The following is a 19,572-nucleotide window of genomic DNA, read 5'->3' on the forward strand; positions in this document are numbered from 1 at the left end:
GATCGCGGTCGACGGTGGGGAGGCAATTCCATGAAGCTCACGATCGTCGGTGCGACCGGCGGCATCGGCCGGCACCTGGTCGACCAGGCCGTGGCCGCCGGTGACGACGTCACCGCCGTGGTTCGCGACCCGGCGAAGCTGGGCGACGTCCCGGTCCGGGTGGTCGCCGCCGACCTGGCGACGGCCGACCCGGCCACGCTGCGCGCCGCCTTCACGGGCACCGACGCGGTCCTGTCCGGCCTCGGCCCCCGCTCGTCCGCCGACGCCGGCATCGCCACCCGGGGCACCCGCGCCGTCGTCGAGGCGATGACCGCCGTCGGCGTACGCCGGATCGTCGTGGTCAGCGCGGCGCCGGTCGGAGTGGTGCCGTCGCCCGGCCGGCCCCGACCGCCGCGGCGCGACCCGGGCGACGGCCCCCTGATGCGGTACCTGCTCGGCCCGGCGATCCGACGGGTGCTGCGTCGGCACTACGCCGACCTGGCGCTGATGGAGGAGGTGCTGCGGGACAGCGGCCTCGACTGGACGGTCGTGCGCCCGCCCCGGCTGACCGACAAGCCGCTGACCGGCGCCTACCGGACCGCCTACGGGCGCAACGTGCGCGGCGGGCTCACCGTCTCCCGGGCCGACGTCGCCCATGCCATGCGCCACCTGCTCGACCGGCCCTAGTCGGTCGGGCGGACTGTCGGTATCGCCAACTGACCCGAACCGGAGCGGATCATGCACATCACGTATGTCGTCGTCACCGTCCTGGCCGTCGCCGCCACCGGCTTCTCCGGGGTGGCCGCGCTGGCCCATTTCCGGCCGATCCTGCCCGGCATGGCCGCGGCCGGGGTCCCGCAGTCCTGGCTGACCTTCCCGATCGGCACGCTGAAGACCGCGGGGGCGGTCGGGCTGCTGCTCGGCCTGCTCGGCGTCCCGCTGGTCGGAGTGGCCGCGGCGGCCGGGCTGGTGCTCTTCTTCGCCTGCGCCGTGCACACCCACCTGCTGGCCCGCGACCACTCGGCGCAGTTCCTGCTGGCGAACGGCTTCCTGCTGCTCTCGGGAGCCGCGTTCGCGCTGGGGTTGGCCGGAAACTGAACAGGAAGTGTGTAATCGCTGTCACTTCCTCGATCGGCTTGTCGTTGCCTACCGGTCAGTAATACAGTCGGGGTTACTGATCGGTAACACTGTCCGGAAGCGGGGCCAGCGAGCATGACCCACTACAAGAGCAACCTTCGGGACCTCGAGTTCAACCTGTTCGAGGTCTTCGGGGCGGACCGGACGTTCGGCCAGGCGCCGTACACGGACCTGGACGTCGACACCGCCCGCAGCTTCCTCTCCGAGGTCGACCGCCTGGCCCGCGAGGACCTGGCCGCCAGCTACACGGACAGCGACCGCAACCCGCCGGTCTTCGACCCGGCGACGCACACCGCGCCGCTGCCCGAGTCGTTCAAGAAGTCGTTCCAGTCGTTCATGGACTCCGAGTTCTGGCGGCTGGACCTCCCCGAGGCGCTCGGCGGCACCAACGCCCCGCGCGCCCTCTGGTGGTCGCTCGCCGAGATGGTGCTCGGCGCCAACGCCCCGATCTGGATGTACGCCTCCGGCCCGTCCTTCGCGCACGTGCTGCACGTCGAGGGCACCGAGCAGCAGCAGAAGTGGGCCCGGCTCTTCATCGACAAGCAGTGGGGCTCCACCATGGTGCTCACCGAGCCGGACGCCGGCTCCGACGTCGGCGCCGGTCGGACCCGGGCGATCCCGCAGCCGGACGGCTCGTGGCACATCGAGGGCGTCAAGCGCTTCATCACCTCCGGCGAGCACGACCTGAGCGACAACATCGTCCACTACGTGCTGGCCCGGCCGGTCGGCGTCGAGGGCGTCGGCGGCCCGGGCACCAAGGGCCTCTCGCTCTTCGTCGTGCCGAAGTTCCACTTCGACGAGGAGACCGGCGAGCTGGGCGAGCGCAACGGCGTCTTCGCCACCAACGTCGAGCACAAGATGGGCCTGAAGGTCTCCAACACCTGCGAGGTGACCTTCGGCGAGCACGGCGTACCGGCCAAGGGCTGGCTGCTCGGCGAGAAGCACGACGGCATCCGGCAGATGTTCATGATCATCGAGTACGCCCGGATGATGGTCGGCACCAAGGCGATCGCCACCCTCTCCACCGGCTACCTGAACGCCCTGGAGTACGCCAAGAACCGGGTGCAGGGCGCCGACCTGATCCAGCAGGCCGACAAGGCCGCCCCCCGGGTGACCATCACCCACCACCCGGACGTGCGCCGCTCGCTGCTGCTGCAGAAGTCGTACGCCGAGGGCCTGCGCGCGCTGGTCTGCTACACCGCCTCCTGGCAGGACAAGGTCGCCATCGCCGAGGCGGCCGGTGACGAGAAGGCCACCAAGCTGGCGAAGCGGGTCAACGACCTGCTCCTCCCGCTGGTCAAGGGCGTCGGCTCGGAGCGGGCGTATGAGCTGCTCGGGCACGAGTCGCTGCAGACCTTCGGCGGCTCCGGCTTCCTCCAGGACTACCCGCTGGAGCAGTACGTCCGGGATGCCAAGATCGACACCCTGTACGAGGGCACCACGGCGATCCAGAGCCTCGACCTGATCTTCCGCAAGATCGTCCGGGACAACGGCAAGGCCCTGATGGCGGTGGCCGGCGAGATCCAGGAGTTCATCGCCTCCGAGGCCGGCAACGGCCAGCTCAAGGAGGAGCGGCAGGCGCTCGGCAAGGCGCTCGCCGAGATCCAGAACATCCTCGGCGTGATGACCGGCTGGCTGGCCGAGGCGCAGGGCGGCGACACCCGCAGCCTCTACAAGGTCGGCCTGAGCAGCCGGCGTTTCCTGCTGGCGATCGGCGACCTGGTGGTCGGCTGGCTGCTGCAGAAGCAGGCGGACGTGGCGCTGAAGGCCCTGGCCGGCGAGGTCTCCACCGCCGACAAGGCGTTCTACACCGGCAAGGTGGCCGCCGCCCGGTTCTTCGCCCGCGAGGTGCTGCCCCGCATCGGCGCCGACCGGCGGATCATCGAGGGCGCCGACCTGGAGATCATGGACCTCCCGGAGGAGGCGTTCTGATCCCCTGAGGGGACCCGGCACTGACGACCGGCGGCCGGCGAGCGTGTTGCTCGCCGGCCGTCGCCGTCTTCCCGCCCGAGCCGTCCGGGGGCGGCTTGCGGCCTGTCGCGGTGTCCGTCCCGTTCCGACCCGCCGCCCTGCCGCACGGCGAGCCGACCGGGATTGGCCTGGCCGGGCCGGGTAGGGCGGCCATGCGGCGGGTAACCGTCGCGGACGACGTCAGGGCACGCCCAAGGGCCACCGCACGGGGGAGTGCAGCGCACATGGGCATTGGTAGCGGGATCTTTCTCATCGCGCTCGGCGCGATCATGACCTTCGCAATCCGGGCCAACGTCTGGTGGATCGACCTGCGCGCGGTCGGCTGGGTGTTCATCCTGGCCGGACTGGCCGTCCTGCTCACCACGCTCTGGTTCTGGCAGGACCGGCGCAAGCGGGCCCGCACGCTCATCGTGGAGGAGAACCGGCTGTCCCACCCGACCGCGATGATGCCGCCGCCGCCCGACCCGCCGCCGCCGACGGCCCCGCCGTCCTGATCCGACCGGGCAGGGAGCCGTGGCCGGGCCCCTGCCCGCACCTCACCCCCGTGCGGTGTGCCGAGCGGTGATGGGCGCGCCGCCCGGGGCGAGTTCCGCCCAGCGGGTGGTCGGGCGGTGCACCACCAGGTCGGTGGTGCGGAGCCCGTCCGGATCCGCCCGCTCCGGGTCGAGCAGCGCCGAGAGCAGCGAGACGCCCGGGTTGTGGGCGATCAGCAGCACGGTGCCCGCGCCGGGCTCCACCGCCCGGACCAGCTCCAGCAGATCGTCCGGCTGCGCCTCGTAGGCCCCCGCCTCGTAACGCACCACCGGTGTCGAGGCCGCCGGTCCACCCTCCGGCGGGGATCCCGTCATGCCCATGGCCACCCCGTGCCAGGTCTGGCGGGTCCGCCGGGTGGCGGAGCAGACCACCACGTCGGGGAGCAGCGTGTGCCGGGCCAGCCAGGCACCGGCGGCGGCCGCGTCGGCGTGTCCCCGGGCGGTCAGTGGCCGCTCCCCGTCCGGCGCGTCCCGGGACTGCTCGGCCTTGGCGTGCCGCAGCAGCACCAGAGTCCGCTCCTGGTTCCTGCCGTCCGTCATGTGCACAGCTTGCCTGATTGGCGATCGGAGCGCCTGGGTAAGTCGATGGATGCCGCTACCTCATCCATGGCCGCGGCGGGTAGGAAACGCCAGCTGAACGCCAAGGAGGCGACGTCATGGGCATCGGTGCCAGCATCTTCCTGATCGCGCTGGGCGCGATCTTCGCGTTCGCCATCAACGCCAACCTGGGATGGCTCGACCTGAACGTCGTCGGCTGGGTGCTGATGCTGGTCGGCCTCGTCGGCCTGATCACCACCCTCTACTTCTGGAACACCCGCCGCCGCACGGTGGTCGCCGCGCCGGTGCGCCAGCGGGTGGTGGCCGAGCCGGTGGTGCCGGCGCAGGACGACCGGGTCGTGCGGGAGGAGTACCGCGAGGTGCGTCGCCCGGGCTACCCCACCTGAGCCGTACCGCAGAACGTCGGGGGCCCCGCAACGGCGCGGGGCCCCCGGATCGCGTCCGGGGTCAGGAGAAGAGCGCGAAGTAGATCGCGATGTGGTGGCAGATCGCCGCGACCAGGGTGCAGGCGTGGAAGAACTCGTGGTGCCCGAAGACCGTGGGCCACGGGTTGGGCCGGCGCAGCGCGTAGAAGACCGCGCCGACGCTGTAGATCGCGCCGCCGACGATCAGCAGCACCAGGGCGGTCACCCCGCCGGAGTGCAGGATCTCCGGCAGCATCGTCACGGCGACCCAGCCGAGCGCCAGGTAGAGCGGGGCGGAGACCCACCGCGGGGCGTGCGGCCAGATCAGTTTCACCGCCACCCCGGCCAGTGCCCCGCCCCAGACCAGGCCCAGCATGATGGCGGCGTGCCGGGTGTCCAGCAGCAGGGCGCAGAACGGCGTGTAGGTGCCGGCGATGAACAGGAAGATCATCGAGTGGTCCATCCGGCGCATGATCTGGTAGCCGCGCTCGGACCAGACCCGCCGGTGGTAGAGGGCGCTGGTGCCGAAGAGCCCGCAGACGGTCAGGCTGTAGATCAGGCAGCTGACCAGGGGCGCCCAACCGGGCCGGGCGGCCGCGATCGAGCAGAGCACGATGCCGCAGACGAGCGCGACGAAGAACGCGTAGGTGTGCAGCCAGCCGCGCATCCGGGGCTTCCCGATGTCGACCGGCTTGAGCCGGAGCGGTGCGGAGGTGGTCACGCCAATAGGTTACGGCACCGTAGGTTACTTGCAAGTAGTGTGGACCGTCACGCAACCTGAGCGGCAGGTGGACCCTGGCCGTCCGGGCGATCCGCGAGGATGGCGGGATGCGGATCCGACCCGTCGGCACGCAGGCCCTGCTGCTCGACTGCGACGACGCCGACCAGGTGCAGGCGTGGCGGGCCGAGCTGTGGCGCCGCCGCGAATCCGGCGAGCTGAACGCCGTCGAGATCGTCCCAGCCGCCGCCACCGTGCTGCTCGACGGCGTACCCGACCCGGCGGCGGCCGCCACGCTGATCGCCGGCTGGACGCCGCGGCCGGTCGCCACCACGACCGCCGTCGACCCGGTCGAGGTCCCCACCGCGTACGACGGGGAAGACCTGCCCGCCGTCGCCGGCCACTGGGGGATGACCGTGCCGGAGGTGGTCGACCGGCTCCGGCGCACCGAGCTCCGGGTGGCCTTCTGCGGCTTCGCGCCCGGGTTCGCCTACCTGACCGGGCTCCCCGCCGAGCTGGCCGTCCCCCGGCTGGCCACGCCACGCCCCCGGGTGCCGGCCGGCTCGGTGGCGCTCGCCGGGCCGTACGCCGGGATCTACCCGACCGCCTCGCCCGGCGGCTGGCTGCTGGTCGGCCGGACCGACCTCGTCCTGTTCGACGTGCACGCGGACCCGCCGGCCCGGCTCACCCCCGGCACCCCGGTACGCCTGGTGTCCCGTGAGCGCGAGGAGTGAGCCGCTCTTGCGAGCCCCGCAGTCGCGAACCGGCGTGCTCAGCGTGATCGAGGTGCTCCGGGCCGGCGCGCTCACCACCGTCCAGGACCAGGGCCGGCCCGGCTACGCCCACCTCGGCGTGCCCCGCTCCGGCGCGCTCGACCCGGCCGCGCTGCGGCTGGCCAACCGGCTCGTCGGCAACCCGGAGCGCGCCGCCGGGCTGGAGATCACGCTGACCGGCTGCGACCTGCGGTTCGAGCGGGCCGCCTGCGTCGCGCTGACCGGGGCGGAGGTCGGGGTCCGGATCGACCCCGAGCCGGCCGGCCGTCGACCACCCGACGCGGGCCGTCCGGGCGACGTCGGTCGACCCCTCTCGTTGCCGGCCGGCGCGGTGCTGCGGATCGGCCCGGCCCGGGCCGGACTGCGCACCTGGCTGGCCGTCTCCGGTGGCATCGAGGTGCCGCCGGTGCTGGGCAGCCGCGCCACCGACACCCTCTCCGGCCTCGGCCCGCCCCCGGTACGCGACGGCGACCGGCTGCCCCTCGGCGAGCCGGTCGGGCACCCCGCCCCGGTCGACGTCACCGTCACCCCTCCCGCCCCGGACGAGCTGCGGCTGACCCTGCGCCCCGGCCCCCGGCACGACTGGTTCACCCCGGCCGCCCTGGACCTGCTCTTCGGCACCGCGTACCGGGTCAGCCCGGTGAGCAACCGGGTCGGCGCGCGACTGACCGGCGCGCCCCTGCCCCGCGCGGTGACCGGGGAACTGCCCAGCGAGGGACTGGTCCTCGGGGCGGTGCAGGTGCCGGCCGACGGGCAGCCGCTGATCTTCCTCGCCGACCATCCCACCACCGGCGGATACCCGGTCGTGGGTGTGGTGGACGACGTGACCCCGCTCGCCCAGGCCCGCCCAGGGACTACGGTGAGGTTCCATGGACCTCAACGCTGACCTCGGCGAGGGATTCGGCATCTGGCGGCTCGGCGACGACCACGCGCTGCTGGACCTCGTCACCTCCGCCAACGTCGCGTGCGGCTTCCACGGCGGCGACGCGTCCACCATGCGCCGGGTCTGCGCCGCCGCCGCCGAGCGCGGGGTCGCCATCGGCGCCCAGGTCGGGTACCGGGACCTCGCCGGCTTCGGCCGCCGGCACATCGCGTACGACTTCGCCGAACTCCGCGACGAGGTCACCTACCAGCTCGGCGCGCTGGAGGCGTTCTGCCGGCTGTTCCACACCCGGGTCCGCTACCTCAAGCCGCACGGCGCGCTCTACCACGCCGCGGCCCGCGACGAGGCCCAGGCGGCCGCCCTGGTCGCCGCCGTCAGCGGGTACGACCCCGCGCTGCCCGTGCTCTGCTCGCCCGGCACGGTGCTCGCCCAGCTCGCCGTCGGCGCCGGGCTGCGGGTGGTCCCCGAGGGCTTCGCCGACCGGAACTATCTGCCCAACGGCGCACTGGTGCCCCGGACCGCCGCGAACGCGCTGGTCACCGACCCGGAGGAGGTGGCCGACCGGGCCGTCCGGATGGCCACCGAGCGCACGGTGGTCGCGGTCGACGGCCGGGTGATCCCGTGCCCAGTCGAGTCGATCTGCCTGCACGGGGACAGCCCCAGCGCCGTCCGCTCCGCCGAGCTGGTCCGGGCCGCGCTGATCGACGCCGGAACAACCCTCACCCCGTTCGCCTGACCGCCGCCCCAGCGCTGATTCGTTCACGACATCAGCTCCACAGCGGCCGGCCGACACCCGCACCCGGCCGGCCGCCCAGGACGCGTCCGGCGGTCAGGCGTCCAGGCCGCGCAGCACCAGCGGCACCCGGCCCGCGCCGCCGTCGACCACCCGCACCGGCACGCCCCAGTCCTGCCGGGTCAGGTGACAGGCGGCGTGCTCGACGTCCGCGTCGCAGGTGGCCGCCTGCGCGGTCACCTGGAGCACCCCGCCGGCCACCTCGCCGTTGACCACCAGCCGGCGGGACAGGTCCGTCGTCGTCCCCGCACCCTCGATCAGCAGCTCCGGCGGCGACGCGGAGACCACCAGCCGGGTCGACGGACCGTACGTCTCGTCCAGCTTCTGGCCCGGCGCCGGCGTGAAGATCACGTCGAGCGTCACCTCACCGGCCGCCACGTCCGTCGGCTTCCGCTCGGCCCGGTGCCGGGGGCCGTCCACCGTGCTGGCGCCCGCCGCCGAGAGCGCGCCCGGGGCCAGCCGGGTCAGCCGGTGCGCGGCGGACTCCACCACCAGCACCGCACCCTCGGCGGTGAGCACCAGGTCGCTCGGCTCGGCCAGCCCGTCCGCCACCGTGGCGACCTGGTCCGTCTCCGGGTCGAAGCGGCGGACCGCGCCGTTGTACGTGTCGGCGATCAGCACCGAGCCGTCCGGCAGCGCGCACACCCCCAGCGGATGCTGGAGCAGCGCCTGGTCGGCCGGACCGTCGACGTGGCCGAAGTCGAAGAGCCCCTGACCCACGGCGGTGCTCAGCACGCCGTTCTCGATGTACCGGACGGCGCTGGTCTCGCTGTCCGCGATCCAGAGCCGGACGCCGTCGGCCGAGGCGGAGAGGCCGGAGGGCTGCGCCATCCAGACGTCCGGCAGCGGGCCGTCGCGCAGCGCCTCGACCGTGGTGCCCGCGTACATGCCGGCGGTCCGCCGGATCGGGTCGAACCACCAGAGCTGGTGGATGCCGGCCATGGCGATGACGACCTTGTCGTCGTACCAGGCCATGTCCCAGGGGGAGGAGAGGTCGACCGAGCGGGCGTCGTGCGCGTGGTCGTCGACCGTCGACCGCCACTGCCGGCCGGTGCCGGCGACCGTCACCACCTCGCCGGTGTCCAGCCGCACCCCCCGCAGCAGGTGGTTGACGGTGTCCGCGACCACCACGTCGTAGCCGGCGACCTCGGCGACGTGCGTCGGGAGCAGGCAGAGCCCCTGCGGCTCCGAGAAGGTGGCCGTCTCCGCCGGCCCGTCCGCCTGGCCGCGGGCGCCGGCGCCGATCCGGCGGACCAGCTTCTCACCGTCCGGGGCCAGCTCCACCAGCGAGTGCCGGGCCGAGTCCGAGACCAGCAGGTTGCCGTCGGCGAGCGCCACCGCCTTGCCCGGGAAGCGCAGCGTGGTCTCCGGCTCGGCCGGCGGGACGTACGGGCCCTCGCCCCGGTGCAGGGTGCCCTTCGCCTCGTGGGTGGCGATCAGCTCGTCGACCAGCCGGGCCAGCCCCTCGGCGTGCCCCTCGCCGGCCATCGTGGCCACCACGTAACCCTCCGGGTCGACCACCGAGAGGGTCGGCCAGGCCTTCGCCGCGTACTGCTGCCACATGTCCAGCTCGGGGTCGTCGAGCACCGGGTGGTGCACCCCGTACCGCTCCACGGCGGCGGCCAGCGCCTCCGGGTCCTTCTCGTGCTCGAACTTGGGCGAGTGCACGCCGACGACCACCAGCACGTCGCCGTACTTCTCCTCGAGCGGGCGCAGCTCGTCGAGCACGTGCAGACAGTTGATGCAGCAGAAGGTCCAGAAATCCAAGATGACGCAGCGACCTCGGAGGTCCCGCAATGTCAAGTTTCGTCCGCCTGTGTTCAGCCACCGGCGGCCCTTCAGTTCGGGCGCACGGACGCGGGGCGAAGTAGCCATAGACTCACCCTGCCACGGCGTCGGCGAGGACGGCCCGGGGGGCTCGGACAACCGTGACGCAGCGAACGGGGCTGCGCCGTCCAGGGCGTCGCCCGCCAGGCGAACGCCTATGGGGCCACCCCGGCCATCCACGCCGGATCGGTCGCCGGCACCACCCAGCGGTTCGGCGTACCGATGGGCTTCGGTGGGCCGCACGCCGGCTACCTGGCGGTCCGGATTCGATGCGGGACCGGTTCGACGACAGCCGGGCCGGCCACCGTGATGGTCTCGGCGAACGGCACGGCGGCCTCTTCGAGGGCCTGGGAGACCTGGCCGAACGCGAAGACCACGGCGCCCCGTCCGGCGTGGGTCACGTCGCGGACCGGGCCCCGGCCGATCGACTCGGCGAGGCCGAGGGTCTGCTCTTCGCGGACGCGGTCCGCGTGGTCGGGGGCCTAGGTCGAGGCGGGCCAGGCTGGCGCCGATCATCTCGGCCCACTGGCTCGGCATCATCGCGCATCCCAGGACGCCCGGACGGCGTTCACGGAGGGCGGCCAGGGTCGGCAGGTAAGCGGCCAGGCCCCGAGCGGGGCCGGCGTAGGCCGCGATCAGGCGCGGCGGGCGCGGGTGGATAGGGTGGCGCCTAGCGGAAGGTCATTTCTTCCGTTAGGGCCTCGGTCGGCGGTGGAGTCGCTACCGGGCCTGCCTTATTTGGTTGCGGTGGCGAGGTCTCAGGCGTCCGGGGACGCGGACTCGGGCTCGTCGGCCCAGGTGAACCGGAGGCGGGCGTCGGGGTCGAATCGCACGCCCCGGCGGCCGTGCGCGGGCGTGATGGTTACGGCGTTCAGGGCCAGGCGGAGGAGGTCGCGGCGGTCGGGGACCGTGGCGGCGTCCCATGCTTCGCGGGCCTGGACCGGGTCGAGGAGCGGGCTAATGTCCGCCTCGGGCAACGGGAAGTCGGCGAGGTTGCGGCGCAGCCCGACGACGCGGGCGGTCAGCCGCTCGTGTAAACGGGTCCAGCGCTGGACCGCCTCGGGGCCGACGAACTCGCCGCGAAGGTAGCGGGCGTCTTCCAGGTCGACCAGGGAGGCGTTCGCGTCTTCCAAGGCGGCTGTGATGGTCGCCCGCTCGCGGATTATGTCCGGGTCATGCCGGGCTATCCAGCGCTCGGCCACGGCGTCTAGCAACGGGTCGCCAGGCTCGGTCGCGGCCAGGCGGTTTATGAACGCGTCGACCACGGCGCGGTCTACGGCGGCGATAAACGCGGTGACGTGCGCAGGGCACGGGTGGCCGAGGCGGCGGCCCTGGCACACGTACGACCGTCCGGCGGCGGACATGCGACGCCCGCAGCCCCCGCAGCGGAGAAAGCCGGTCAGGAGGTGGGACACCTGAGCCCTCACGCCCCGGTTACGGCCGACCGGGTCGGTGCCGGTGCGGGCTTCCAGGATGCGCATGACCTGTAGTTGCTCGGCGGGCGTGATGATCCCTCGGCCGATATCGACGGTCTTGCCGGTCTCGGGGTCGCGCCAGGGGACGACCTTCCCCGTGTACTTCCCGTCTTTCTTGACGGTCTCGGGCAGCAGCCCGGCGAACGCGGGCGACTTGAGCAGAACCGACAGGGACCCGACGCCCCAAGCACCGCCGCGCGTCGCGGGGATCTTGCGGGCGTTCAGGTCGCGGGCGATGTGTACCAGCGGTTCGCCAGACAGGGCGCGCTCGGCGATCTCGCGGGCCGTCGGCGCGGTGTGCGGGTCGTGGTCTAGCCGGCCGTCCTCGCCGACCGCTAGGCCGTAGGGCGGTTGTCCGCCGATCCACCGCCCAAGGCTGCGGAGGTGGGCCTTCGCCGAGGCGACGCGTAGCCCGATGTTGGCGGACTCGCTGCGGGCGACCTCGGACAGCAAAACGAGGGCTAGGCGGGCCTGTTGCCGGGAGGTGTCTAGGCCGTCCTGAACGAAGACGATTCGGCCCGCGACTTTCTCGACCTGATCAAGGACCTGGCCGACCTGGCCCATGCCCCGCCGGGACAGGCGGTCGACCTTCCAGACGACCAGAGTGCCGACGGTGCCGGTCGTGAGGGCGGATATCGCGGCGTCGAATCCGGCGCGGTCTACGGCCTTGTAGCCGGACCGGCCCCGGTCGATGTGGACGGTGCGGACGTCTAGGCCGTTGCGCGCGCACCAGGCGCGACAGTCGGCCTCCTGGCGTTCAATCGCGGTCTTTCCCTCGCGGTCGAGGGATAGCCGTAGGTACAGGTCGGCGAGGTGTTCGTGGTGAGACATGCCGAGGACGCTAAGGCCCCGGGTGGGCGAGTTGCAAGCTTCTTCTAGGACTTCCAGAAGTTGTTCAGCCAGCCCCGACCGCGCAGCTCGGGTGCCCGTACTCGTGCGCTCATGCCTTCAGTCTGCCGGACCGGACGGCCCGAACCGGCCGGCACCCCGAGCGGGCTCGATCACACCCCCGGACACGACGGCGGGGCCACGGATCACCGTGGCCCCGCTGTCGACGAGGACGCTACTTGCCGGCCGGCTTCAGGCAGAGCACCCGGTTGGTCCCCTCGCCCGGCAGCACCACGTGCGGCTGCGCCGGGTCGTCGCACTTGTCCTGGGCGTCGACCTTCGACACCACCGTGAAGGCGCCCTGCTCACCGCAGTTGGCGGCCACCGCGCCCCCACCGGACTGCTTCACGCAGGAGCCCACCGCCGGGTCGAAACCGGCCGGCTTGTTGTCGCCGCCGCCGACCTTGCCGAGCAGCGTGAGCAGGCCGAGCGGCACGGCCAGGATCAGCACCGCCGCGATCAGCACGACGGCCAGCACCCGCCCGTTGCGCACCTTCGGCGTCGGCGTCGGCGCTTCGGTCTTCGGCTCGGCGTCCGGCTTGAACGAGTCGAACCGGCCCTGCTCCGGCTCGCCGCCGAGGCCGTGCTGCCAGGCGGGCGGCGCCTGCTGGGGCGGCGGCGGGAAGGCCGGCGGGAAGCCGCCCGGTCCCTGCTCGTGCATCGCCCCCGGTCCCTGGCCCGGCACCGCGACGGAGGCACGGCCACCGGCCGGTCCACCCGGACCCCCGAACGGGCCACCGGGCTGCGCCCCGAAGGGGTCCTGGTGTCCGCCCGGACCGCCGTACGGGTCGCCCTGGCCGGGACCGCCGTACGGGTCGCCGGGGCGTTCGCCGCTGTGCGGGTGCACCCCGTTGGCCGGGCGGTGGTTGGCGGCCGGGTCCACGAAGGACGGCGCGCCGGGCGGGAACGGCGGCGGACCCGCGGGCGACGACGGCGGCGCGGACGGTGTGTGGGCGAAGCCGTGCGGCCCCGCCGGCCGGCCGTGGTCGTCGAAGCCGGACTGCTGGCCCGGGTCGTCGTAGCGGGGCTGCGGGCCGTGGTCGCCGAAGCCGGGCCGCTGGCCGTGGTCGTCGAAACCGGGCTGCTGGTTCTGGTCGTCGAAACGCCGGCCCTGGTCCGGGTAGCCGTTCGGGTCGTCCTGCCCGGTGGCCTCCTCCGGCTCCGGCCGGCTCGGGCGGCCGTACACCCGGGGCTGCGGGGCCGGCGAGCCGGCCGGCCGCAGGGCCTCGTCGGTCGGGGGCATCACCCGGCTGGCCATCGGCACCGACGCGCTGGCGGAGACGGCGCCGGCCTCCGGAGAGGTACGCGGCGCGGGCACCACCGGCCCGGCCGGCGACTGCGGCTCCTGGTGCGACGCCTCGGCCGGACCCCAGCCGGGCACGGCACCCGACTGCTCCGACCCGTACGCCTGCGGGCCGCCGTTCTCGGCCCCCGGGGCGAACTGCGCCGGCGGCGCGTAGTCGGTCGGCGGCGACGCGGCCAGGCTGGCGCCCGGCACCCGCTGCTCCTGCGGCGGCAGCGGTACGGCGTTGGCCGCGGAGATGCCCGGGCCCGGCGGCGGCTGGTAGGCGGGTGGCTCCTTGGCCCGGCCCGATTCCCAGCCGTTCGGCTGGGGCGCGGCGGGTTCCGTCTCGGCGGACCGGCCCCACACCTCGCCGGCCGGCCACGGCTCGGCGTCCGGCACGGCCGGGCGGTCCCCGCGGGTCCACTGCGGTGCGTCGTTCTGGTTGGCGACCCAGGCCGGCGGGCCGTCCGGGGACGGCACCGAGGCGCTGGCCCGGGCCGGCGACGGTTCGGCCGGCGTCCAGCCGCCGGCCTCCGGCCGGTCGTCCTGCGCCGGGGCCGCGCCCCAGGAGCCGGCCTGCGCCGACTCCTCCGACCCGGGCCGGTCCCGCTGCTGCGGTACGGCTGCGGCGCCGCTCCAGCCGGTGGCCGGACGCTGGTCGTCCGGCGCGCCCCAGCCGGGCTGCTGCGGAGGCTCGCCGTGGGTGGCGGCCCGTCCGGCGGCCCAGCCTCCGGAGCGGTCGGGGTCGTCGTCGCGGGGCTCGGCGGGACCGGTCTCCCAGCCGTCGGAGCGCGCCGCGTCGTCCTGCTGCGGGGTGGACCAGCCGCGGGCCGGCTCCGCGTCGTCCTGTCGGGCTGGTACGCCGGCGGCCCAGCCGCCCGAGCGCGCGGGATCGTCCTGCTGGTCCGGGTTGCCGGACGTCCAGCCGCCGGACTGGTTCGGCTCGTTCGGCGTGGACCACGCCTCGTTCGGCTGCCCGGCGGGGGCGGGAACCTGCGCGGCGGCGCGTGCGGTGGGCGCGGTGGAGGCCCAGGTGGGCGACTGCTCGCCCTGCTGGCCCCAGGCCGGTTGGTCGTCCTGCGGCGGGGTGGCCCACCCGCCCGAGCGGGCCGGATCGTCCTGCTGCGGCGCGCCGGACCCGACGGCCCAGCCGTCCGAGCGGTCGTCCGGGGTGGTGGGAGCCGCGCTCCAGCCGCCGGAACGGGCCGGGTCGTCGTGCGGCTGGCCGGCGGGGGCGGGCACCTGCGCCGCGCCTCGGGCGCCCGGCTCGGCGGGCTGCGCCCAGGCCGGCTGGTCTCCCCGGGGCCCGGCGGCCCAGCCGGGGCCGGCCTGCTCGGACGGCGTCGCCCACGCGGGCGGGGACTGCTCAGCCGGTGGGTTGCCCGGGTTGCCGCCGGGTGCGGAAGCGGCGGCCCAGGCGGGGCCGGCCTGTTCCGGCGTGGCCCACGCGGGCTGGGCCGGGGCGCCCCAGGACCCGGGTTCGGGCTGCTGCGGGGCCGGGGCGGCGCCCCAGGTGGGGTTCGGTGGCTGGCCGCCCGGCTGCGCCCAGGCGGGGGCGGGCGACTGTTCGTCCTGTCCGGCCCAGGCGGGGGCCGGCTGGTTCGGCCGACCGGCCGGCGGGGGTGGTGCCCAGCCGAGATCGGGGGCGTTGGGGTACCCGTTGTCCTGCTGCGCCGGGTGGTCGCCGTACGGCGCCGGTCCGCCGGCGCCCGGCGACACCTCGCCCGGCTCCTGGCCGGGGCGGTGCGGGGCCTCGGACGTCATGGGTGCGCCTCCTCCATCACATGTCGGCCGCCGATGCCGATCGGGGACCGTCGGCATGGTTGCCGGCGTCGCCGGCGGATACCGGCCGTGTGGGCTCCCCGCACCGTATCCGGTGGCCGCCCGGAGGTGTCCGGGGAGCACCGGCCGTCACTCACCGTTGCCGTGCGGTGTCGATCGGCTTCTATCGGCGCGATCTCGCCGGGGGCGGGTGGGTGGCGACCGAGCCCCACCGTACCGGGCGGTGCGGCGAGGTGGAATCCCGGTCTCAATCACCCCCAAACGCCGGAGACCCGCCCGGCTGCGCCGGGCGGGTCTCCGAACTGGAGGAGGTGAGAAAGTCGAGGAGCGTCAGCTCATGTGACGCTGGGCGATGGCGAGAAGCTCCTCGCGGACCGCGGGCGAGTTGGCGGAACGCAGCGCGTGCTCGATTGCGCGGGCACGGCGGTTGGCGTCGCGGCGGTTGCGGATTCGCTCGATCATGCTCATCTGGGTCTCTCCTCCTGGCTATTCGGTTGTCAGCCCCTGATGTCTCTATTGAAGCGCATGACGCGGTCAACTTCCATCGATTATTAGGTGAGCTGAACCACGGACCTAAGGATCGTAGGTTGCGGGCGGTCAGGGCCGACGAATTCTTCCCCCAACGGCAACGGCCGGTGTGCCGGGCGTTCACCCGTGGCACACCGGCCGTGGCCTGGTGTCTGTCGACCGTCAGGTCCAGGCGAGCAGCGCCGCCTCCGGATCGGCCAGGAAGTCCCCGATGTCGCGGAGGAACTTCGAGCCCAGCTCACCGTCGATGATCCGGTGATCGAAGGAGAGGCCGAGCGTGGTGACCAGGCGCGGCTTCACCTTGCCCTTGTGCACCCACGGCATCTCCCGGACCGCGCCGAAGGCCAGGATCGCCGACTCGCCCGGCGGCAGGATCGGCGTACCGGTGTCGACGCCGAAGACGCCGACGTTGGTGATCGTCAGCGTGCCGCCCGACATGTCAGCCGGGGAGGTCTTCCCGGCCTTGGCCGTCTGCACCAGCGCCGTCATCGCGTCCGCCAGTTCGCGCAGCGAGAGCCGGCCGGCGTCCTTGATGTTCGGCACGATCAGGCCGCGCTCGGTGGCCGCCGCGATGCCCAGGTTGACGTAGTCCTTGACGACGATCTCGTCGCCCGCCCAGGTCGAGTTGACCATCGGATGGCGCTTGACCGCCAACAGCACCGCCTTGGCGACCAGCAGCAGCGGCGAGACCCGGACGTCGCGCCACTCCCGCCGCTCGCGGAGCCGGTCCAGGGCCTTCATCGCCCGGGTCACGTCGACGGTGAGGAACTCCGTCACATGCGGGGCGGTGAACGCCGAGCGGGACATGTTCTCGGCGGTGAGCTTGCGTACCCCCTTGACCGGGATGCGCTGCTCGCGGTCCGCGCCGAAGCTCGCGGCCACCGTGGTCGGCGCCGCGACCATCAGCGGCTCGGCCGCCGCCGGGGTCCCGCTCGCCGCCCGCTGTACGTCCTCCCGGGTGATCGAGCCCAGCGGGCCCGAGCCGGTCAGCGTGGCCAGGTCGACGCCGAGGTCCTTGGCGAGCTTCCGGACCGGCGGCTTGGCCAGCACCAGCCCGCCGGTCCGGCCGGTGCCGTTGACCGCCGGAGCCGCCGGAGCCGGTGCGACCGGCGCCGGAGCCGGGGCGGGCTGGACCGGGGCGGCCGCCGCCTGGGCGGGGAGACCGCCCTTGCGCGGCCGGCGCTTCGCCGCCGTGGTGCGCGGGCCGTAGCCGACCAGCACGGCGGTACGCCCACCCGGGGCGGGACCGCCGATCAGGCCGGGCTCGACCATGCCCTCCTCGGGCGCGATCTCGACCGCGGCCAGCGAGGCCGCCGACGGGGTGGGCAGCGCGTCGGCCGGCTCGCCGGTCGTCGACTCCTCGATCGGGCCGGCGCCCGGGTCGGTGTCGATCGCGATGATCGGCGTGCCGACCTCGACCGTGGTGCCCTCCGGGTGGAAGATCGACCGCACCTGGCCGGCCCACTTCGCCGGGATCTCGACCGCCGCCTTGGCCGTCTCCACCTCGACGATCGGCTGGTTCAGCTCGATCGTGTCGCCCACCTTGACCAGCCAGGCCAGGATCTCGCCCTCGGTCAGGCCCTCGCCCAGGTCGGGGAGGTTGAACTCCTTGATCCGTGACATGCCGCTCACCAGCCGAAGGTGCGGTCGACGGCGTCGAGCACCCGGTCGAGGTCGGGCAGGTACTCCTCCTCCACCCGGCTGGCCGGGTAGGGGGTGTCGAAGCCGGTGACGCGCAGCACCGGGGACTCCAGGGAGTAGAAGCACTCCTCGGTGATCCGGGCCGCGATCTCCGAGCCCAGGCCCAGGTTGCCCGGGGCCTCGTGAACGACCACGCAGCGGCCGGTGCGCCGCACCGACTCGTACGCGGCGGTCAGGTCCAGCGGGGAGAGCGAGCGCAGGTCGATGACCTCCAGCTCGCGGCCGTCCTCCGCGGCGGCGGTCGCCGCGTCCAGGCAGGTCCGCACCATCGGGCCGTACGCCAGCACGGTGGCGTCGGTGCCGGCGCGGGCGACCCGGGCCGAGTGCAGCGGGTACGCCTCCGACAGCGGGGCGTCCAGCTCGACCGGACCCTTCTCCCAGTAGCGCCGCTTCGGCTCCAGGAAGACGATCGGGTCGTCCGAGGCGATCGCCTGCTGGATCATCGAGTACGCGTCCTGCGGGTTCGCGCAGGTGACGACCTTCAGGCCGGCGGTGTGCGCGAAGTACGCCTCGGGCGACTCCGAGTGGTGCTCGACCGCGCCGATGCCGCCGCCGTAGGGAATCCGGATGACCATCGGGATCCGGACCTTGCCCTGCGAGCGGTAGTGCATCTTCGCCACCTGCGACACGATCTGGTCGTACGCGGGGTAGACGAAGCCGTCGAACTGGATCTCGCAGACCGGGCGGAAGCCGCGGATGGCCAGGCCGACCGCGGTGCCGATGATGCCGGACTCGGCCAGCGGGGTGTCGATCACCCGCTGGTCGCCGAAGTCCTTCTGGAGCCCGTCCGTGATCCGGAACACGCCGCCGAGCTTGCCGACGTCCTCGCCCATGATGACGACCTTCGGGTCGTTCTCCAGGGCCTTGCGCAGACCGGTGTTGAGGGCCTTGCCGAGGGTGAGCGTCTCCGTGGCCATCAGTGGGCGCTCCCCTCGAACGACTCCATGTACTTGCTGAACTGCGCCCGCTGCTCGTCGAGCTCGGGGGACCCGTTGGGGTAGACGTGGTCGAACATCGTCACCGGCTCCGGGTTCGGCATGGCGAGCACCCGCTCGCGCAGGTGCACCGACTCGGCGCGGGCCTGCTCGTCGACCGAGGTGAAGAAGTCCGCGTCGGCGATCTGCTGCTTGGTCAGGAACGCCTTCATCCGGGCGATCGGGTCCTTGGCCTGCCAGGCCTCGACCTCGCTGGCGATCCGGTACCGGGTCGGGTCGTCGGAGGTGGTGTGCGCCCCCATCCGGTAGGTGTACGCCTCGATCAGGCTGGGGCCCTGGCCGAGCCGGGCGTTGTCCAGCGCGTGCCGGGTCACCGCGTACGACGCGAGCACGTCGTTGCCGTCCACCCGCACGCCGGGGAAGCCGAAGCCGCCCGCCCGCTGGTACAGCGGGACGCGGGTCTGCCGCTCCAGCGGCTCGGAGATGGCGTACTGGTTGTTCTGGCAGAAGAACACCAGCGGGGCGTTGAAGACGCTGGCCCAGACGAACGCCTCGTTGACGTCGCCCTGGCTGGTGGCGCCGTCGCCGAAGTAGGCGATCACCGCCTCGCCGTCGTCGGTGCCGGTCTTGCCGTCCATGTGGACGCCCATGGCGTACCCGGTCGCGTGCAGGGTCTGCGCCCCGATCACGATCGTGTACATGTTGAACTTGAACTCGTTGGGGTCCCAGCCGCCCTGGTCGACCCCGCGGAACAGGCCGAGCGGCATGATCGGGTCGATGCCCCGGCAGTAGAGGACGCCGTGCTCCCGGTAGGTCGGGAAGGCCATGTCCTGGGTACGCAGCGCCCGGCCGGAGCCGACCTGCGCGGCCTCCTGACCCAGCAGGCTGGCCCAGAGGCCCAGCTCGCCCTGGCGCTGCAGCGCGGTCGCCTCGGCGTCGAGCTTCCGGACCAGCACGAGGTCGCGGTAGAGCCCGCGGTACTCCTCGTCGGTGAAGTCGACGCGGTACTCGGTCCCGTCCGGGCCGATCGCGCTCTCGATCCGCTCGCCCTCGGGCGTCAGCAGCTGTACGAGTGCCGGGTCACCGGCGTTCGCCGAGGCGGTTCGCTTGGAACGGGGTGCGGCCCGCCGGCCGCGGGTGGTGACCCCGGGGTCGCCCTTTGCCATCCGTCTCTCCCTGTCGTGTCTGCGCCGGTGCCGGGGGTGACCCTAGCCGCGCAAATCGTGCACCCGCCCGGCTGGTGCCGGGCTGGTTCCTGGCGGCCGCGCCTAGCCCCGGTGAGGGTTGCCGCGCGGCGTGAGCCGGATTCTGGGCGAACCCGGTTCGGGAGCGCCGGCGTCGTACCGCACCTGCCGCGGGGTGCGCGGAGGTGGCGGCTACGTTGCCGTCGTGCCTGAATGAT

General features: G+C 73.6%; 18 protein-coding genes and 1 pseudogene. 9 read left to right on the plus strand and 10 right to left on the minus strand.

The genetic code is table 11. The annotated features are described in order from the left end of the window. Nucleotides 1-30: 30 nt before the first annotated feature. The 4 genes from ACFOYX_RS02005 to ACFOYX_RS02020 all read left to right on the plus strand — a co-directional run bounded on the left by ACFOYX_RS02005 (nucleotide 31) and on the right by ACFOYX_RS02020 (nucleotide 3,581). Entirely contained in the window at nucleotides 31-666 is a 636-nt protein-coding gene (locus ACFOYX_RS02005) for an NAD(P)-binding oxidoreductase (protein WP_322441490.1), read from the plus strand. A 51-nt stretch (nucleotides 667-717) separates the two neighbouring features. Next, nucleotides 718-1,077, plus strand: coding sequence for a DoxX family protein (locus ACFOYX_RS02010; protein WP_322441489.1), 360 nt, complete (start codon nucleotides 718-720; stop codon nucleotides 1,075-1,077). 114 nt (nucleotides 1,078-1,191) lie between these two features. After that, nucleotides 1,192-3,048 carry an acyl-CoA dehydrogenase gene (locus ACFOYX_RS02015; protein WP_322441488.1) on the plus strand — a complete coding sequence of 619 codons (1,857 nt, stop codon included), beginning with the start codon at nucleotides 1,192-1,194 and terminating at the stop codon, nucleotides 3,046-3,048. Between the two features lie 263 nt (nucleotides 3,049-3,311). Further along, complete coding sequence (locus ACFOYX_RS02020; protein ID WP_067300694.1) at nucleotides 3,312-3,581, plus strand: DUF6458 family protein; 270 nt, start codon at nucleotides 3,312-3,314, stop codon at nucleotides 3,579-3,581. A gap of 42 nt (nucleotides 3,582-3,623) precedes the next feature. Here the strand turns inward: ACFOYX_RS02020 and ACFOYX_RS02025 are convergent, their stop codons facing one another. Beyond that, entirely contained in the window at nucleotides 3,624-4,160 is a 537-nt protein-coding gene (locus tag ACFOYX_RS02025) for a histidine phosphatase family protein (RefSeq protein ID WP_109801173.1), read from the minus strand. Nucleotides 4,161-4,276: 116 nt separating this feature from the next. Here ACFOYX_RS02025 and ACFOYX_RS02030 point away from each other — a divergent pair, with 116 nt between their 5' ends. Beyond that, nucleotides 4,277-4,564: a DUF6458 family protein gene (locus ACFOYX_RS02030; RefSeq protein ID WP_109801174.1), complete on the plus strand. Its 288-nt coding sequence runs from the start codon at nucleotides 4,277-4,279 to the stop codon at nucleotides 4,562-4,564. 61 nt (nucleotides 4,565-4,625) lie between these two features. Here the strand turns inward: ACFOYX_RS02030 and ACFOYX_RS02035 are convergent, their stop codons facing one another. Then, complete coding sequence (locus ACFOYX_RS02035; RefSeq protein ID WP_109801175.1) at nucleotides 4,626-5,303, minus strand: hemolysin III family protein; 678 nt, start codon at nucleotides 5,301-5,303, stop codon at nucleotides 4,626-4,628. Nucleotides 5,304-5,410: 107 nt separating this feature from the next. Between ACFOYX_RS02035 and ACFOYX_RS02040 the strand changes: the two genes are divergently transcribed. Genes ACFOYX_RS02040 through ACFOYX_RS02050 form a run of 3 tightly spaced genes read left to right on the plus strand, consistent with a single transcriptional unit; the run spans nucleotide 5,411 to nucleotide 7,692 of the window. Next, nucleotides 5,411-6,034 carry an allophanate hydrolase subunit 1 gene (locus ACFOYX_RS02040; protein WP_322441487.1) on the plus strand — a complete coding sequence of 208 codons (624 nt, stop codon included), beginning with the start codon at nucleotides 5,411-5,413 and terminating at the stop codon, nucleotides 6,032-6,034. Between the two features lie 7 nt (nucleotides 6,035-6,041). Next, nucleotides 6,042-6,959: a biotin-dependent carboxyltransferase family protein gene (locus ACFOYX_RS02045; RefSeq protein WP_322441486.1), complete on the plus strand. Its 918-nt coding sequence runs from the start codon at nucleotides 6,042-6,044 to the stop codon at nucleotides 6,957-6,959. Then, nucleotides 6,943-7,692, plus strand: a complete 750-nt coding sequence (locus tag ACFOYX_RS02050) for a 5-oxoprolinase subunit PxpA (RefSeq protein WP_322441485.1) — start codon at nucleotides 6,943-6,945, stop codon at nucleotides 7,690-7,692. Before ACFOYX_RS02045 ends, ACFOYX_RS02050 begins: the two co-directional genes overlap by 17 nt. A 93-nt stretch (nucleotides 7,693-7,785) precedes the next feature. On the opposite strand, the gene ACFOYX_RS02055 is transcribed toward ACFOYX_RS02050, so the two are convergent. After that, complete coding sequence (locus ACFOYX_RS02055) at nucleotides 7,786-9,624, minus strand: NHL domain-containing thioredoxin family protein (protein ID WP_322441484.1); 1,839 nt, start codon at nucleotides 9,622-9,624, stop codon at nucleotides 7,786-7,788. A gap of 147 nt (nucleotides 9,625-9,771) precedes the next feature. Here ACFOYX_RS02055 and ACFOYX_RS02060 point away from each other — a divergent pair. Next, a pseudogene (locus ACFOYX_RS02060) lies at nucleotides 9,772-9,840 on the plus strand (hypothetical protein); the annotation flags it as partial. Here ACFOYX_RS02060 and ACFOYX_RS02065 read toward each other — a convergent pair. The 7 genes from ACFOYX_RS02065 to pdhA form a co-directional block, all read right to left on the minus strand. Continuing rightward, a complete protein-coding gene (locus ACFOYX_RS02065; RefSeq protein WP_161557986.1) occupies nucleotides 9,825-9,977 on the minus strand; it encodes a hypothetical protein in 153 nt (50 codons plus the stop codon). The pseudogene ACFOYX_RS02060 and the gene ACFOYX_RS02065 overlap by 16 nt on opposite strands. A 357-nt stretch (nucleotides 9,978-10,334) precedes the next feature. Next, nucleotides 10,335-11,882 (minus strand): recombinase family protein, encoded by a 1,548-nt coding sequence (locus tag ACFOYX_RS02070; RefSeq protein WP_322441483.1) that lies wholly within the window; start codon nucleotides 11,880-11,882, stop codon nucleotides 10,335-10,337. Between the two features lie 232 nt (nucleotides 11,883-12,114). Next, nucleotides 12,115-14,988 carry a hypothetical protein gene (locus ACFOYX_RS02075; protein ID WP_322441482.1) on the minus strand — a complete coding sequence of 958 codons (2,874 nt, stop codon included), beginning with the start codon at nucleotides 14,986-14,988 and terminating at the stop codon, nucleotides 12,115-12,117. Between the two features lie 348 nt (nucleotides 14,989-15,336). Then, the gene (locus tag ACFOYX_RS02080; RefSeq protein ID WP_165823299.1) at nucleotides 15,337-15,474 is read right to left on the minus strand and encodes a hypothetical protein; all 138 of its coding nucleotides are present in this window, start codon (nucleotides 15,472-15,474) and stop codon (nucleotides 15,337-15,339) included. Between the two features lie 222 nt (nucleotides 15,475-15,696). Next, the gene (locus tag ACFOYX_RS02085) at nucleotides 15,697-17,157 is read right to left on the minus strand and encodes a dihydrolipoamide acetyltransferase family protein (RefSeq protein WP_322441506.1); all 1,461 of its coding nucleotides are present in this window, start codon (nucleotides 17,155-17,157) and stop codon (nucleotides 15,697-15,699) included. 5 nt (nucleotides 17,158-17,162) lie between these two features. Further along, nucleotides 17,163-18,152, minus strand: a complete 990-nt coding sequence (locus tag ACFOYX_RS02090; RefSeq protein WP_109804777.1) for an alpha-ketoacid dehydrogenase subunit beta — start codon at nucleotides 18,150-18,152, stop codon at nucleotides 17,163-17,165. Next, nucleotides 18,152-19,336, minus strand: a complete 1,185-nt coding sequence (pdhA, locus tag ACFOYX_RS02095) for a pyruvate dehydrogenase (acetyl-transferring) E1 component subunit alpha (RefSeq protein ID WP_322441481.1) — start codon at nucleotides 19,334-19,336, stop codon at nucleotides 18,152-18,154. Before pdhA ends, ACFOYX_RS02090 begins: the two co-directional genes overlap by 1 nt. Nucleotides 19,337-19,572 lie beyond the last annotated feature (236 nt).

This window comes from Micromonospora sp. GCM10011541, from assembly GCF_042650725.1.
In the GTDB taxonomy this organism is placed as follows: Bacteria; Actinomycetota; Actinomycetes; order Mycobacteriales; family Micromonosporaceae; genus Micromonospora; species Micromonospora sicca.

Bases quoted from the DNA above. Each gene is read 5' to 3' on its own strand.
- ACFOYX_RS02005 (WP_322441490.1), top strand. From the start codon at position 31: ATGAAGCTCACGATCGTCGGTGCGACCGGCGGCATCGGCCGGCACCTG.
- ACFOYX_RS02010 (WP_322441489.1), top strand. From the start codon at position 718: ATGCACATCACGTATGTCGTCGTCACCGTCCTGGCCGTCGCCGCCACC.
- ACFOYX_RS02015 (WP_322441488.1), top strand. From the start codon at position 1,192: ATGACCCACTACAAGAGCAACCTTCGGGACCTCGAGTTCAACCTGTTC.
- ACFOYX_RS02020 (WP_067300694.1), top strand. From the start codon at position 3,312: ATGGGCATTGGTAGCGGGATCTTTCTCATCGCGCTCGGCGCGATCATG.
- ACFOYX_RS02025 (WP_109801173.1), bottom strand. From the start codon at position 4,160: ATGACGGACGGCAGGAACCAGGAGCGGACTCTGGTGCTGCTGCGGCAC.
- ACFOYX_RS02030 (WP_109801174.1), top strand. From the start codon at position 4,277: ATGGGCATCGGTGCCAGCATCTTCCTGATCGCGCTGGGCGCGATCTTC.
- ACFOYX_RS02040 (WP_322441487.1), top strand. From the start codon at position 5,411: ATGCGGATCCGACCCGTCGGCACGCAGGCCCTGCTGCTCGACTGCGAC.
- ACFOYX_RS02050 (WP_322441485.1), top strand. From the start codon at position 6,943: ATGGACCTCAACGCTGACCTCGGCGAGGGATTCGGCATCTGGCGGCTC.
- ACFOYX_RS02055 (WP_322441484.1), bottom strand. From the start codon at position 9,624: ATGGCTACTTCGCCCCGCGTCCGTGCGCCCGAACTGAAGGGCCGCCGG.
- ACFOYX_RS02070 (WP_322441483.1), bottom strand. From the start codon at position 11,882: ATGTCTCACCACGAACACCTCGCCGACCTGTACCTACGGCTATCCCTC.
- ACFOYX_RS02075 (WP_322441482.1), bottom strand. From the start codon at position 14,988: ATGACGTCCGAGGCCCCGCACCGCCCCGGCCAGGAGCCGGGCGAGGTG.
- ACFOYX_RS02080 (WP_165823299.1), bottom strand. From the start codon at position 15,474: ATGAGCATGATCGAGCGAATCCGCAACCGCCGCGACGCCAACCGCCGT.
- ACFOYX_RS02085 (WP_322441506.1), bottom strand. From the start codon at position 17,157: ATGTCACGGATCAAGGAGTTCAACCTCCCCGACCTGGGCGAGGGCCTG.
- ACFOYX_RS02090 (WP_109804777.1), bottom strand. From the start codon at position 18,152: ATGGCCACGGAGACGCTCACCCTCGGCAAGGCCCTCAACACCGGTCTG.
- pdhA (WP_322441481.1), bottom strand. From the start codon at position 19,336: ATGGCAAAGGGCGACCCCGGGGTCACCACCCGCGGCCGGCGGGCCGCA.